At 43.2% G+C, this 14,455-nt stretch carries 19 protein-coding genes, 1 tRNA gene and 1 riboswitch; of the genes, 15 read left to right on the plus strand and 5 right to left on the minus strand.

Going from position 1 to position 14,455, the window contains the following annotated elements:
• The first annotated feature begins 196 nt into the window (after positions 1 to 196).
• The 4 genes from HUG15_RS06625 (at position 197) to HUG15_RS06640 (ending at position 2,293) form a co-directional block, all read left to right on the plus strand.
• Entirely contained in the window at positions 197 to 748 is a 552-nt protein-coding gene (locus tag HUG15_RS06625) for a hypothetical protein (RefSeq protein WP_200127943.1), read from the plus strand.
• A 213-nt stretch (positions 749 to 961) separates the two neighbouring features.
• Positions 962 to 1,315, plus strand: coding sequence for a PadR family transcriptional regulator (locus HUG15_RS06630; protein ID WP_200127944.1), 354 nt, complete (start codon positions 962 to 964; stop codon positions 1,313 to 1,315).
• A complete protein-coding gene (locus HUG15_RS06635; RefSeq protein ID WP_200127945.1) occupies positions 1,303 to 2,058 on the plus strand; it encodes an HAAS domain-containing protein in 756 nt (251 codons plus the stop codon). Before HUG15_RS06630 ends, HUG15_RS06635 begins: the two co-directional genes overlap by 13 nt.
• Positions 2,059 to 2,098: 40 nt before the next feature.
• Positions 2,099 to 2,293 (plus strand): hypothetical protein, encoded by a 195-nt coding sequence (locus tag HUG15_RS06640; protein ID WP_200127946.1) that lies wholly within the window; start codon positions 2,099 to 2,101, stop codon positions 2,291 to 2,293.
• 217 nt (positions 2,294 to 2,510) lie between these two features.
• Here HUG15_RS06640 and HUG15_RS06645 read toward each other — a convergent pair whose 3' ends face one another.
• Entirely contained in the window at positions 2,511 to 3,452 is a 942-nt protein-coding gene (locus HUG15_RS06645; RefSeq protein ID WP_200127947.1) for an AEC family transporter, read from the minus strand.
• A gap of 213 nt (positions 3,453 to 3,665) precedes the next feature.
• The gene (locus HUG15_RS06650; protein ID WP_200127948.1) at positions 3,666 to 5,075 is read right to left on the minus strand and encodes a catalase; all 1,410 of its coding nucleotides are present in this window, start codon (positions 5,073 to 5,075) and stop codon (positions 3,666 to 3,668) included.
• A 294-nt stretch (positions 5,076 to 5,369) separates the two neighbouring features.
• Between HUG15_RS06650 and HUG15_RS06655 the strand changes: the two genes are divergently transcribed.
• The 3 genes from HUG15_RS06655 to HUG15_RS06665 all read left to right on the plus strand — a co-directional run bounded on the left by HUG15_RS06655 (position 5,370) and on the right by HUG15_RS06665 (position 8,152).
• Positions 5,370 to 6,062 carry a DsbA family oxidoreductase gene (locus tag HUG15_RS06655; protein ID WP_200127949.1) on the plus strand — a complete coding sequence of 231 codons (693 nt, stop codon included), beginning with the start codon at positions 5,370 to 5,372 and terminating at the stop codon, positions 6,060 to 6,062.
• An 81-nt stretch (positions 6,063 to 6,143) separates the two neighbouring features.
• A riboswitch (purine riboswitch) is annotated at positions 6,144 to 6,245 on the plus strand.
• Between the two features lie 60 nt (positions 6,246 to 6,305).
• A complete protein-coding gene (locus HUG15_RS06660; RefSeq protein WP_200127950.1) occupies positions 6,306 to 7,613 on the plus strand; it encodes an NCS2 family permease in 1,308 nt (435 codons plus the stop codon).
• Positions 7,614 to 7,717: 104 nt separating this feature from the next.
• Entirely contained in the window at positions 7,718 to 8,152 is a 435-nt protein-coding gene (locus HUG15_RS06665) for a hypothetical protein (RefSeq protein WP_200127951.1), read from the plus strand.
• On the opposite strand, the gene csaA is transcribed toward HUG15_RS06665, so the two are convergent.
• The 3 genes from csaA to HUG15_RS06680 form a co-directional block, all read right to left on the minus strand.
• The gene (gene csaA, locus HUG15_RS06670; RefSeq protein ID WP_200127952.1) at positions 8,149 to 8,481 is read right to left on the minus strand and encodes a chaperone CsaA; all 333 of its coding nucleotides are present in this window, start codon (positions 8,479 to 8,481) and stop codon (positions 8,149 to 8,151) included. The genes HUG15_RS06665 and csaA overlap by 4 nt on opposite strands.
• A 510-nt stretch (positions 8,482 to 8,991) precedes the next feature.
• Positions 8,992 to 9,067 (minus strand) — tRNA-Ala (locus HUG15_RS06675).
• Between the two features lie 100 nt (positions 9,068 to 9,167).
• Positions 9,168 to 9,953: a class I SAM-dependent methyltransferase gene (locus HUG15_RS06680; RefSeq protein WP_200127953.1), complete on the minus strand. Its 786-nt coding sequence runs from the start codon at positions 9,951 to 9,953 to the stop codon at positions 9,168 to 9,170.
• A gap of 108 nt (positions 9,954 to 10,061) precedes the next feature.
• Here HUG15_RS06680 and HUG15_RS06685 point away from each other — a divergent pair, with 108 nt between their 5' ends.
• From HUG15_RS06685 to HUG15_RS22900, 8 genes are all read left to right on the plus strand, one after another.
• Positions 10,062 to 10,637 (plus strand): LOG family protein, encoded by a 576-nt coding sequence (locus HUG15_RS06685; RefSeq protein WP_200127954.1) that lies wholly within the window; start codon positions 10,062 to 10,064, stop codon positions 10,635 to 10,637.
• A gap of 83 nt (positions 10,638 to 10,720) precedes the next feature.
• Positions 10,721 to 11,107, plus strand: a complete 387-nt coding sequence (locus HUG15_RS06690; protein ID WP_211202359.1) for a hypothetical protein — start codon at positions 10,721 to 10,723, stop codon at positions 11,105 to 11,107.
• A gap of 85 nt (positions 11,108 to 11,192) precedes the next feature.
• Entirely contained in the window at positions 11,193 to 11,855 is a 663-nt protein-coding gene (gene queC, locus HUG15_RS06695; protein WP_200127956.1) for a 7-cyano-7-deazaguanine synthase QueC, read from the plus strand.
• Positions 11,855 to 12,280, plus strand: a complete 426-nt coding sequence (locus tag HUG15_RS06700) for a 6-pyruvoyl trahydropterin synthase family protein (protein ID WP_200127957.1) — start codon at positions 11,855 to 11,857, stop codon at positions 12,278 to 12,280. The genes queC and HUG15_RS06700 overlap by 1 nt, the downstream gene beginning before the upstream one ends.
• On the plus strand, positions 12,277 to 12,999 hold the full coding sequence (gene queE, locus HUG15_RS06705; protein WP_200127958.1) for a 7-carboxy-7-deazaguanine synthase QueE: 723 nt from the start codon (positions 12,277 to 12,279) through the stop codon (positions 12,997 to 12,999). Before HUG15_RS06700 ends, queE begins: the two co-directional genes overlap by 4 nt.
• 12 nt (positions 13,000 to 13,011) lie before the next feature.
• On the plus strand, positions 13,012 to 13,500 hold the full coding sequence (gene queF, locus HUG15_RS06710; protein ID WP_200127959.1) for a preQ(1) synthase: 489 nt from the start codon (positions 13,012 to 13,014) through the stop codon (positions 13,498 to 13,500).
• A 147-nt stretch (positions 13,501 to 13,647) separates the two neighbouring features.
• Complete coding sequence (locus HUG15_RS22895) at positions 13,648 to 13,977, plus strand: MerR family transcriptional regulator (RefSeq protein WP_246516523.1); 330 nt, start codon at positions 13,648 to 13,650, stop codon at positions 13,975 to 13,977.
• Between the two features lie 171 nt (positions 13,978 to 14,148).
• Entirely contained in the window at positions 14,149 to 14,445 is a 297-nt protein-coding gene (locus HUG15_RS22900) for a hypothetical protein (protein ID WP_246516524.1), read from the plus strand.
• Positions 14,446 to 14,455 lie beyond the last annotated feature (10 nt).

The following is a 14,455-nucleotide window of genomic DNA, read 5'->3' on the forward strand; positions in this document are numbered from 1 at the left end:
ATATTTATGAATAAACTGAGGAAAATCCACATTTTGGAAAGAGCATATAAAATGATGAAGTCGTCATTGTTTCGTCACTGAAATGGAGAACAGTTACATACAATTAAAATAATTGGCTGTGTAAAGGTTTTTGATGTTAATGTGGAAATACAAAGCCATTAAATGGAACAAGGTAGTGTGTTTATAGGATAGGTTGGTGGATAGCGTGGATATTTTATTTTGGATTATAGGCGGTTATATTTTATTACTCATGCATATTTGGTTTCATGAACTGGGTCACTATACTGTAGGACGATTTTTAGTAAGAATACCAAAAGAAAATATACAAATAAGATTATTTCAATATCCACCACATGTTGCGTTAAGAGATCAAGATAAAAACTGGATAAAGCCTAATGATGAGGAAGGGAATTTTGTACGTACATATTTCACCTATGATCCAGACGGTAAAAGATCATTTCTGTTCGTTATGGGCGGGTTCATTTTACAATCATTTATTTTTCTTTGTATTGCTTTTGCTATTTATTATTTTGTTGATAATGCTATGATCGCTAACTTTATCATTGGAGGATCATTTGTTTTTAATATCGTTTATATTGTCGGGGATTTAATGGTATTTTACTGGAAACGTACCCCTGTTGGAGATACAAGTTCGGCCTTTCAATTTGCTCCGATTAAGTCCGCACTTTTTATTATTAGCCTACTGCTAAGTTACGGTGTATTATATGTTTATATTGGGTTTTATTAATACTGGAACTACAACAATCCTATCTAATATCAGTTCATTCACTCTACTGCAAACGGGCGCAATCCTTTAATAACAAGGGGTTGTGTTTTTCTTTATAGCTTTGCTTATAGCTGGTGACAGAGGAATTAAATTTCATGTCTTGCATTACAAGGTATTGTAAGTTAGTATATCCATATGCCTTGTTAAGCAAGATATATGGATGGTGTTGTAAGTATGTCGCAAACACAAATGCTTAAAGGAATTATGGATGGTTGCCTTTTGGCGATTATAAAAGACGAAGAATGTTATGGCTATGAAATGGCTTCTCGCTTAAATCGTTATGGATTCATTAATATCAGTGAAGGAACCATTTACCCGTCATTATTAAGAATGCAGAAAGAAGATCTAGTTACTTCTACTCGCAGAAAGTCAACTGCAGGACCACAGAGGAAGTATTATAGGCTTACACAGAAAGGTGAAGAAGCCTTGGAAGAATTTTTAATGCAATGGAATGAGTTAAGTAAAAATGTAAATTCGGTTATAAATAAAGAAGTGACAGGGAGTGAAGTGGATTCATGCAACATGTAAGCTTAAGTAGAACTAGTAAAAAGTTTATTGAAGATTTAAGAGTTTATTTATTCACTAATGGGAAGAGCCATGAGGAGGTCGATGATATTATTCAAGAACTCTCCGATCATCTTTATGATGCCGAACAAAATGGCAAATCAGTGAAAGAAGTTGTTGGCAATTCTCCAAAAGAATATATGGATAATATATCTACCGAAATAAACAATGATTTTAAGTCTTGGTGGCTTAAGTATATTCCAATGATCATTTTAGGAGCCATTTCTTTTCCAGTTATTAATGACATAATACAAGGAGAAGTAAGTTACAGTGTATTGCATATCATTGCTTACTTTCTTTTTAGTTTAGTGTTTATTTCAGGGGTTTTTATTGTTTTCAAGTATTCAGCTAAAAACCAATTATCAAAGACAAAAGAGGTTTTACTGGCTGCGATTCCCGTATCCATAAGTACGCTGTTGTTTATAGGCATTTTAACGATGGATAATGCAATGAACGCTCCAATTGTTGATTTTGGTTTTTGGGGCCAGGTAGTTCTTATTGCGCTTATGACTATCTTTATCATAGGGTTTTCAGTATGGGCTAAGACCGCCATTCTCCCTGTTATATTGATTGTTTGGTCTCTACTACCTCATCTACTTTCCTACACTTCTTTAGGGGAAAGTTTACAATCAACAATAAATATAATTCTCGGTTTATTTATTATTGGATTGTATTTAGTATTTGGTTTTAAAGATGATGAAAAATAGAGAGAACTTTGGAGAAATTGACTCGAAAGGTGGATCGAAAATGAATCAATTAGATGCCATTTTAGAAGTCCAAAAACTAGCGGATAAAAACCGAAAACGAAAAACAGCGACTAATGAGCATTATACTTATCTTCATGCAATCAACGATTTTATGAGTGAACGAGGGAAAAAAATGCATCCTGACGATGCTGATCATCTCAAAACTTTTTTGCTTCGTAATTTTTGGATTGAGTAACTAATGTAACAGTAATTTTCAAAAGGTTAATCAGATTGATTAGCCTTTTTTGTTTTAGGAATAAGAAGATTATGATAATGGGTAGAACAAACATGCTATTGAAGCATAGATCCCGTGTTGAAAATTGTTCACTTTTGCTTGTCGAACGCTTTTTATAGAAATAAGAATTAACGTTCTAAAAATAAACCGTCTTTCGCTTGCTCAAATTTTTGAATGGTTAGAGAAAGGTCGTCAGAAAATAAAGCGCCGGAATCGTAATGATGGTCATAAACGTAGACAGCAAAACAACCGTTGATGAAAAATTCGTATCACCGCCGTATTTAATGGCGTAGATGGTAATGGTGTGCGCACACGGCATCGCAGCTAACAACAATGCAATCACTAATAACTCTTGAGGAAATATAGACAAGAAAAATAAAGGGATAAATAAGATGCCTGGAAGAATAAGGTTTCTTAACATAACGGTCAAGTATAGTAAAGGTTCACGAATAAGAGATCGCAGCTGGTCGGCGGTAATGCTTGATAGGCTTACCCCGATGACGAGCATGGAAAGTGGAATCGTCATATCACCGAGCATCTGTATAGGAGACGCTATGAGGCTTGGAATTTGAAACGGCACGATAAATAAAACAAAGCCGGTAAACGTAGCCAGAAACCCCGGATTTTTAAGAAAGGTCGTAAAAGGCGGGCGTGCTGTGTCATTTGGCGTCATAATCATAATGGCATAGCTCCATATGAGCAAAAAATAGATGAGGTTAAAGACGGTAGCAATAAATAAGGCATCTGCTCCAAACAGTGCAGAAATAATAGCCATCCCGATAAATCCTTGGTTTCCAAATATCAGTAGGTTTTGAAATACACCATTGCGGTCAGCCACTTTATTAAGTTTTTTATTGAGAAATCTACTCAAGACAATCGCCATGATTAAGTAATAAACAGATAATATCAGCATTGTAAAAGCTGTAAAGGCTTGAGCATAGGAGAACGGGATATTTAAAGAATTAATAATCAGGCAAGGCAATGTCACGTATAGCAATAAATTAGATAAAATGTTTTCGCTTCCTGTAGGGAGTAGTTGTTTCTTTGCACAAAAAAATCCGATAAAGGCAATCACATATAATGCAAATAATTGAAAAGAAAGCACATACATCGGTTCCATAATGATCCTCACGTTTCGTTTGAAAATTTTTCACAGTGTATGTAAGGTAGAATGGGGGTGTGTTTGCCCAAACAGGAGAGAAGTTACTTGAAAAAGAAAAAACCCGAATAACGTATGTATTATTCGAGCTTAGATAAATGGCTTAAATCATTTACAACCAATGGACAGAACGTCTGTACATTAATGGAAAGAAAACGATTCAGCCAGGGGATGTTATGCTCGCAATCCGTCCGCTACACGTTCGCCAAGCTCACGGGAAGCAAGGGATAGATACTCGATCACCTTGACCTGTAAATCCCGTCGTATACCTGTCAGGGCGGTGACAAGATTCGAAATAAGTTGAGATTTTCCGGTTTGCGATAACGATTGATAGAATTCTCCTGCCTGTGAAAAATCATCTTGTTTTGCGATATCCGAGCGCACGAGTTCCCCTTCTACAAATCTGCCTTCCCCACTTGTCTGTAGATCCCCCGGCTGCCAATGTTTTTGCGCATTCACCGGCACCTGGCGAAATTGTGGGCCGATACGATAACGCTGAGAATCCCAATATACATTCGCCCGTCCCTGTAATATTTTATCATCGGACAATTCTGCCCCGTCTAATAAATTCGATGGAGAGAACCCAATCTTCTCCACTTGCTCCATATAATTGTCAGGATTGCGATTGAGCACCATCTTCCCAATAGGGTGGAGAGGAAACATCTCTTCATCCCACACCTTTGTGTCATCAAGGGGATCGAATGGCAGCTGTTCTTCATCCCCTGGGTCCATTATTTGCACGTACAGCCCGTATTCTACCGGTTCTCCGCTCGCGATCGTTTGGTAAAGATCTTCGCCGGCGTAATCGGGGTTGATTGCTGCAAGTTTCTCTGCTTCTTGGGTTGTAATGTATTCAACCCCATCAAATGGAATCCAAAGGTATTTAATATAATGGCGTTTCCCTTCCGCATTGCGCCATACGTACGTACTGACGCTGTGACCGGGGATTCGCCGGAAGCTTTTGACCGTGCCGTGGTCAGAAAAGAGACGAACGATAAAATGAGTGGATTCCGGCGTGCTGGCGACAAACCGCCAGAGCAAGTTCGGGTCCATTAGGTTATTCCGGGGTGATGGCGATAGCGCCGCGATACTTTCTGGAAAACGCATAGGATCGCGCAACAAAAAAACGGGGATATGGTTGCAAATAAGGTCGAAGATCCCATCATTTGTATAGAACTTCGTTGAAAACCCGCGAATGTTTCGTGATGTATCCGGCGTGCCTTTATTGCTCGCCCCGAGTGAAAAACGGACGGCGACAGGAACGGTGTGACCCGCCTGCTGAAGAAAGGGAAGTTTTGTGTATGCGCTCATGCTATTCAACGTCTCAAAATAGCCGAAAGCTCCAAAACCTTTCACATGTAATGGTCGTTCAACGATTTTTTCGTGAATAAATGTTTCCAGTTTTTCATGCAAAATGTTGTCTTGCTCCAGTATCGGCCCATTCTTGCCAACCGTTTGCGAATAAGGTGGGGCAGGATGATTCGATGGCTTATGGTAACGAACCGAATTTTTTCCAGTTGCTGCTGCCGTTTTTCGAACAGGGATGCGTCTTTCTTGTTGAGGGTTTTGCTCGTAATCGCTCATGATGTCCTCCTTGTGAAAAAATGGTCCCATCATATTGTTATGAATGGTGCTTGTTTCAATATGCAGGAGGTAATCATGTTTATTAAACGCAAGCATGAAGACTACCGTGTAGGCCTTGGTGAAGTATCTGGATGAGGCCACAAAAGCAATGAAGTTTCTACAATATGTATTGGAAAAGATTTAATTGGCAGAGAAAAACCCATCGGTGGTCCTTCCAAGCAATCAAGCACATTAATTGTGTTCTGCGTCCGATCCGTATAGTGTAAACGTGAGATACGAAAAGGAGGCAAAAACATGAACGTCGAAATCTGGTCGGACATCGCTTGTCCGTTTTGTTATATCGGAAAAAGAAAATTTCAAGACGGCTTACAACAATTTTCACATCGTGATGACGTTAATATAACGTATAAAAGTTTTCAACTCGACCCTAATGCGGCAGTCGAGCAAACACAAACGAACGCGGAGATGCTTGCCGGAAAGTACGGCATGTCAGTGGAAAAGGCGAAGGAAATGACGCAACAAGTTACGAATCAAGCAAAAGAAGTCGGCTTGGATTATAACCTGGAATCGTCCGTGCTCACAAACACGAAGGACGCCCATCGTCTCAGTCATTTTGCGAAAGAAGAAGGCAAAATGGACGAAATGATGGAGCGTTTATTAAAGGCATATTTTACCGAAGGAAAACATGTCGGCGATCACGATACGCTCGTATCCCTCGCCGAGGAAGTCGGACTCAACGGAGAAGCCGCTCACGCCATGTTGGACAGTGATCGGTATGAAGATATTGTCCGGGAAGACATGCAAGAAGGGGCAGATATCGGCGTGCAGGGCGTTCCGTTTTTTGTCTTTAATCGTAAATACGCGGTATCCGGCGCCCAACCGGCAAATGCTTTTCTGGAAGTGCTGGAAAAAGTGCAAGAAGAAGAGACTGAAAACAAGATCAATATTGTTGGCCAAGGGGACAGTTGTACGGATGAATCATGCTAAAACCGAATAATAAACCATTGATCGTAAGTTATTATTCGGCTTTTGTTGACAAGTCGCCGCCAACATTGTAGAATAGCGTCGTTATCAAAAATAAAATAGGTTCATATAATCGCGGGAATATGGCTTGCGAGTCTCTACCGGAGCACCGTAAATGCTTCGACTATGATCGATAGATTTTTATCATCGGTCGTTATGCTTGAGTGCAACGGCCGTTTTTTAATTCACCCGAGGGAGGATGAACCATTGAAGAATTATTTTCGTTTTGAGGAAAATAACACCACATATGGCAAGGAGACGATGGCCGGGGTAACGACGTTTCTGGCGATGGCTTATATCCTTTTTGTAAACCCGCAAATTCTCGGTGACTCGGGCATGGATATGAACGCGGTGTTCGCAGCGACTGCGATTGCTGCGGCTATCGGTACGGCGATCATGGCATTATGGGGAAAATATCCAATTGCTTTGGCGCCGGGCATGGGTCTGAACGCGTTTTTTGCCTATACGGTCGTTTTGGGCATGGGTATTGACTGGGAGATCGCGCTTTTTGGGGTTTTTGTTTCCGGAATTATAATGATTCTCATAACGTTATTTAAAATCCGTGAAGTGATTATTAACGCGATCCCTGCGGAACTCAAATATGCGGCAGCCAGCGGGATCGGGCTGTTTATCGCGTTTGTCGGGCTGCAGAATGCAGAAATTGTCGTTCCTGATGAATCGACCTATGTGGCGCTCGGTGATATGGCTTCTCCGACAACGCTTCTGGCAATATTTGGACTTGTCGTAACTGTCATCTTTTTGGTGCTGGGTGCTCGCGGCGGTATTTTTTACGGGATGGCTATAACTGCTGTCGCCGGGATCATTACTGGTTTAGTGGAAATGCCATCAGCGATCGTTGATTCGATTCCGAGCCTTGCCCCCACATTCGGCGCGGCGTTCACCGGCCTGACAGAGGTCGAATGGACATCGGCGCTAATTATGCAATTAATCATCGTTATTTTGACCTTTTTATTTGTCGATTTTTTCGATACGGCGGGAACGCTTTACGCGGTTGCCAACTCAGCAGGTTTTGTAAAAAATAATAAATTACCTAACGCCGGCCGTGCGCTTTTGTCTGATGCTTCTGCTACGTCTGTTGGGGCAGTGTTAGGGACCTCAACGACAACAGCCTTCGTTGAATCAACCTCCGGCGTTGCCGCCGGCGGACGTACCGGGTTCACCTCGCTTGTCACAGCAGCGTTGTTTATGTTGTCGCTTTTTTTCTCGCCGTTGCTTGCGGTGGTTACAGAAGCTGTTACGGCAGCGGCACTGATTGTCGTCGGTGTGTTGATGGCGGCAGCACTTAAATTGATCGATTGGGATAAGTTAGAGATCGCACTGCCGTGTTTTCTCACCGTTGTGGTGATGCCACTCACGTACAGTATCGCAAATGGCATTGCGCTCGGATTTATGTTTTATCCGATTACGATGATTTTAAAAGGAGAAGGTAAAAACGTTCACCCGATTATGTATGTGCTGTTTTTTGTTTTTGCCGGTTATATTTTCTTTTTGTAATCAAAAACCCGCATTTAGAAATGCGGGTTTTGTGTTGTGACACGGCGGTATAGTTTTTGCCGATCGGATAACAATAGGGTAAAAGCCGGAAGGTCGTGCTTAGCATGAAACAACATATTTTTTTAATTTCCTCGCTTGTGCTATTGTTTTTACTCCCGAATGAATTGATGGCTGCTGAACTTCCGCTCACTTTAGAAGCGGATGATTGGCGCTTGACCGTTCGCACAGCTGATACTGACAGTGACCGCTTGTGTCAACCCAGTGATATTGATATGTATGAGTTGAAACTTGAAAATACGTCGGGCAACAAAAAAGATGTAAGCATGCACACGTTCCGGCAAGAGGAAGGTAAGGATCGGGATGAAGGGTTGGTTGAAGATGCAGCAGACGTACTAGCAGCAAATGCTTCCTTAGGTGCCAGGAATCTTCCAATTTCTCAGGATGTGGAAGCGTTGGACGTATTGATTCTCTGGCAAGAGGAAGACGACGCCCAATACTTTAAGCAACAATTTATGGTTCCCTTGCAGGCGGCTGATTAGGAAATGCTCGTCCCGTTCGGCAATGGCATGTCCGGTTTCAGTAAAACGACATCCCCTTTTTCCGGAACACCGCCAATGACAAGCACTTCGGAAGTGAAGCCGGCAATTTTTCGCGGAGGAAAGTTAACGATCGCCACGACTTGCTCTCCGGTTAATGTGTCGGGTTCGTAACGTTGCGTGACTTGTGCACTTGACGCTTTAATGCCTATTTCATCTCCGAAATCAATCTCCATTGTAATGGCGGGAATGTTAGCACCGCTGAGGTATTCGGATTTTAATACAGTGCCAATGCGAATATCCAATTTAGAAAAGTCTTCGATCGTTGCCATGGGTTCACTCCTTAAAATCTATTGCAGGTTGAGCGACAGACACCGTCCAAAATTTTCTACAGTTCAAGTCGCTCGTAACTATCAATATTTATAACAGCTATACGACCTCAATCTAACATATATTTTATCAAAATAACGATGGGATGAAAACGCTGTCATGTGCATAATTAGGGTACAGTCAAAGGACAACAATTTATTAATCGAAATAAGGTTCGTCTTGTGTAATCCTCCAAACTTTGCCTCACTTGTCCCTCTCGGAGTAGCTCGACCACCGTTTGGGGGATTACTATGTCCCATCAAACAAAGGGAGCGCTACTTCGAGAAGGATCGGAAGCGAGATGTGATCCCTGAATGAAGAGATAGGTATTTTCGCGTCTCCGACTAAGCGACACAATGTTCATATGTGGATTGTGTCGTGACTTTTTGTACATCAGCTGCATGGTTCCGCATATAAAAATAAACGCAGCCCCCCGATTGAGGAACTGCGTGGGTTCACGCAAATTATGTAACTGGTGGAGCCAAGGGGGCTCGAACCCCTGACCTTCGCGCTGCCAGCGCGACGCTCTCCCAGCTGAGCTATGGCCCCGATCCCGGCTAGCTTTGCAACAATTATTAATATATCAGGAAACAGGGACGAGCGTCAAGAAATTTCGCGGATTTTGTCGTCTGGAAAATAATTTTTCCGTTTAATCATCCTTGACCGCCACAAACCGAAGCCTTACATAATCGGCAAACCATGTGTCGTCATCAACGAGCGCCGGTTCTGCATAGGTGATCGTTCGTTCCAATACAAATTCCCGGTCCTCTTCGCTAAGGGGATCCAAGAGTGGGTCGGCAAAGTTTCGCATCCAAGACTTAAGCCCATCGGGGCCGTTATTTAACGCTGTCGGTCTTTGGAACTGTGCCATTTGCTCAACGGTGAATCCATTTTCTTCGAGTAACGTCGCGTATTCTGCTAGACTTGGGAAATACCAAGGGAATATGGCGGGCATCGGTTCTTGTCCGATTTCGACAAACGCCATATTGATCGCGGCAATAATGGTAGCGATGTTTTCTTTTGCGCCCATTTCGCCGATGAATCTTCCGCCCGGTTTCAGCGCTTTTGATACGGAAGCAAGTACCGCTTGCGGCTCTGTCATCCAATGAAGCGCGGCATTGGAAAATACAGCTTCAACCGGTTCGTCCAACTGAAAATTCGTTGCGTCAGCTTGGATAAAAGGAATCTCCGGGTATTGTTTTTTCGCTTCCCTTATCATGGCTTCAGAGTTGTCAATCCCGGTTACTTTCGCACCGGATTCTGCTATTTTTGCTGTCAGGTTTCCGGTCCCGGATCCCAAATCAATGATATGTTCGCCCTTTTTCGGAGCTAGCCATTTTATAACATCTTCTCCATAGTAGAGAACATATTGAGCCGTATTATCATAGAGGGTTGGATCCCATATCTTAGCGGCAATTTGCTGTTGATCAGTCAAGGTGGTAACTCCTTTCAGGCGCAAAATATGATATCTTATTATAGAGAAGATACAGGATACATCGAAAAAAATCAACTTCTCATTGGAAAAAAGAGGTGAACAAACACAATGAACACGATTTGTGTCTTTGCAGGTTCCAATGCCGGGGAACGAAAAACGTATGCTGAGGAAGCCCGCCAACTCGGGCGCTGTTTATTGGAAAATAACATCAGGCTTGTCTATGGCGGGTCCAGCATTGGTTTGATGGGCGAAGTGGCTAATGAAATAATCGCATCCGGCGGTGAAGTCATTGGCGTGATGCCGAAAGGCTTGTTTCGTGGGGAAGTCGTACACCGATCACTGACGAGTCTCGTCGAAGTAGATGGTATGCACGAACGGAAAGCGAAAATGAGCGACCTGTCCGATGGTTTTATCGCATTGCCGGGAGGGGCAGGCACATTTGAAGAGCTGTTTGAAATTTATAGCTGGGCGCAAATCGGGATTCATGATAAACCTATCGGTCTTTTAAATGTAGAGGATTACTTTTTGCCGCTTTTGAAAATGATCCAGCACAGTGTGCAAGAAGGGTTTTCCAACGAAGATAATCTTGATTTGCTCATGGTTGACCCTTCCCCTCAAAAACTGCTGGAAAAAATGGCCTCCTATCAACGTCCGCAATTGCGTCCAAAATGGAAAGGTAACTAGAGTGAAAAGATAGGAATATCCGCCGGTCTGGTTTCATAGAGTTGCTAGTGAAAGGGTACACTAGTAATCCGGGGGTGGTCGCTGTGGAAGAAGGGTCTGTTCGAACGCAAACAATCAAAGAGATTCATCAAAAGCGATTAAAACGGAGGCTTCGTACGTTTGCGTTCTTTTTTTCCATTATTGTTTTAACGATCTTTTTTTCCTTGAATTACATTGGCGATTTAACCCGGCAACAAACGCTGGAAACGAATATTCAAGCGGAAACGGACTGGCCGGTTTTTTTATATGAATATATCGGAAGCGGATCGAACAATAGCTGGGGCGGGAATCCGAATTTCTATCTCGCGCACAATGGACAAGATTATTACTTGCTTCACGTCCAACAGGATAATCGTACCGTGGAGCAAGTCACGCCGCTCCCGGATCGACGTACGTTTGCGGTTGTTTATGATAACTATGGTATAGAATAAAAACAGAATCCTTTAAATTTATGGATGCATCCTGTATTATAAGAGAGATTGAATTCTGTGGACGGATCGAAAGGAGGGGGCTGTGGTGAACAAAGAGAGCGCTGTTGTCGTGTTCAGCGGCGGACAAGACAGTACGACTTGTTTATTTTGGGCGTTGGAACGCTTTGAGAAAGTATACGCGGTGACATTTGCTTATGGACAGCGGCATGATGATGAAATCGAAGTCGCCAAAGAGATCGCTGCTGATGTCGGGGTTGAGCATGAGGTGCTTGACATGGACTTGCTGAACCAACTGGCACCTAACGCACTCACCCGCGGGGACATTGAAGTGAACGAGGGTGAAGACGGAGAGGTGCCGAACACATTTGTCCCGGGACGTAATTTGTTGTTTTTTTCTTTTGCGGCAATCTTTGGGGAGCAGCGCGGTGCCAAGCATATTGTAACCGGTGTGTGCGAGACGGATTACAGCGGCTATCCGGACTGTCGGGACGGATTTGTGAAGTCTTTGAATGTGACGCTGAATTTGGCGATAGACGAGACTTTTGTATTGCATACCCCTCTGATGTGGCTGGATAAAGCAGAAACGTGGAAGTTGGCTGATGATCTGGGGCGGTTAAACTATATTCGTGAATACACGCTTACGTGTTATCATGGCATTCGCGGCAACGGTTGCGGTGAGTGCCCAGCGTGCAAATTACGTAGACGAGGGCTTGAAACGTATTTGAACAGCAAGGACAGGGATGTGTAATGCTACAACAGTTTTACCCGCAAGTCTTTCATGATTTTCGGTACGAATTGAATAAAGACATGCAAATCGCTGCCGCCCATTTTATTGATCACGATGATGCAGGGCTTTGCAGGGAGACGCATGGCCATACGTATTTTATTAATCTAACGATCGCGGGGGACACGCTTAACGATTCGGGATTTCTCGTGAATTTTAAAGCTTTGAAAGAGGAGATTCACGGGATTTATGATCATTCGCTTTTAAATGACCATCCCGAGTTTGTAGAAGGGCTGCCAACGACAGAAGTGGTTGCCCGCGTGTTTTGGGAGAAGGTTGATGCACGCTTGGCAAAACAAGGTAACCGACCGTATTGCCTGCAAGTGCTTGTACGTGAAACGCCTACAAGTTACGCGCTGTATCGTCCGAAGCGAGATGAGCATCAATGAGTGGAAAAATCCCTGTTTTAGAAATATTTGGCCCTACGATTCAAGGGGAAGGAATGGTGGCTGGCCAGAAAACGATGTTCGTTCGCACCGGCGGCTGTGATTACCGGTGTGCATGGTGTGATTCTGCCTTTACGTGGGATGGAAGTCAGAAAGCAACACCGATGACCGCGGATGAAATCATGGCACAACTTGAGCAGGTTGGCGGAGACCGTTTTTCGCATGTGACGATTTCCGGCGGAAATCCGGCGCTTCATGCCGGCATTGCTGAGTTAGTTGAACGTTTTCGGGAAAAGGGTATCGAGTCAGCCGTGGAGACGCAAGGTTCATTTTGGCAGGATTGGTTGTTGGAAGTCGATGATGTGACGATTTCCCCGAAACCGCCAAGTTCGGCCATGAAAACGGATTGGGCACGGCTGGACACATTCATGACGCGATTATCCGATCGCCAGGCCGGGAATCATAATTTGAAAATCGTAATTTTTGATGAAGAAGATTTAGCTTATGCCAAGCATGTACACGGACGTTATCCGGACGTGCCTTTTTATTTGCAAGTCGGGAATGATGATTTGGACAATCAAAACCCCGCCCGACTCAGGGATCATCTCTTGGAAAAGTATGAATGGCTCGTCGACCGGGTGATGGAGGATCCCGCATTCAATCGTGTGCGTGTGTTGCCGCAAATTCACGCGTTGCTGTGGGGAAACAAACAAGGCGTTTAAAGGAGCTTTACGATGACCGAAGAAAACCGTCCCGAGTTGACGCATCTCGGAAATGAAGGAACGAAATATAACTTCGAATACGACCCCGGACTGCTTGAAACGTTTGATAATCAACATCCTTACCGGGATTATTTTGTTAAATTCAACACCCCGGAATTTACAACGCTGTGCCCGATCACGGGTCAACCGGATTTCGCCACGCTTTATATTAGCTATATCCCCGATGAGAAAATGGTGGAAAGCAAAGCTTTGAAAATGTATCTGTTCAGTTTTCGCAACCACGGGGATTTTCACGAGGACGCGATGAATATTATCGTTAATGATCTAGTTGAGGCGATGGCGCCGAGATATATTGAGGTATGGGGGAAATTTACACCGCGAGGCGGGATCTCGATTGATCCTTACGTCAATTACGGCAAACCCGGAAGCAAATATGAAAAAATGGCAGAGCAACGCTTGCTCTATCATGATATGTACCCGGAGAAAATTACAAATCGGTAGTGAGAAACAGGCCTGGAGGGATCCGGCCTTTTTTTTCGCAGGTGAAACGTCGTTTCATTAACTATGGCTATGCTTTTTTATCCTCTTGCCCCCTCCGTTACGTCATCTGCTAATCTGAATGTAACACAGTAGGAAAGGATGGTTTTCATGGAAAATCAAGATGCTACTTTCACGATTGGGGAGTTTGGACGGCGAGCGGGTGTGACTGTAAGAACCCTGCGATTTTATGAAGAATTCGGCTTGCTTATACCGACACAACAAAACACCTCCGGACACCGAATGTACGGGTTGGCAGAATTGGCGAAACTGCAACAGATTCAGTCTCTGAAATTCATCGGATACTCTTTGCAGGAAATTAAGCGCTTACTTGAAGTCAACGAGGATGCTTTTTCTCAACTGAAAAATTCATTGCCTTTGCAGCATCAACTTCTGACAGAAAAAAGAGATGAATTAGATCGAGCTATAGAAGCTGGTTGAGCATGTTCAATTACTGATCGAAGAAGGGAAGCCAATCACTTGGACGATTGTAGGTTCTCTCCTTTATCAGATGGCGTATGAGGAAGACCAACAAGCGTGGTTGAAAGAGAACTTTTCAGATGAGGTCATAGATCGTTTTATTATTCTTTGACAAAAGAAGAGCGACAGCAGATGAATTTGGAAATGTTAGATTTGTTAGCGACGATAAAAGAACTGGTGCAAAAAGATGCTTCTCCGAGTTCACCGGAAGCCTTTGACGTTGTTAAAAAGATGACTGAATTGGCAACAAAAAACATCAAAGATGAAGACTTGGAAATGTTCGCAGAGCAATTGGAAAAAGCACAAGCAATAACGGAATCGGAAGAGATAGATTTTTATCTGCCTAATTTTTTCACGTCTGAAGAGGAGGCTTTTATAGAGGATATATTGAAGGAAATGGAGGCATTACAAAATAAAAAGGAAGACTAGTGATCAATTA

Origin of the sequence: Salicibibacter cibarius, from assembly GCF_016495725.1 — a bacterium.
GTDB lineage: Bacteria > Bacillota > Bacilli > Bacillales > Marinococcaceae > Salicibibacter > Salicibibacter cibarius.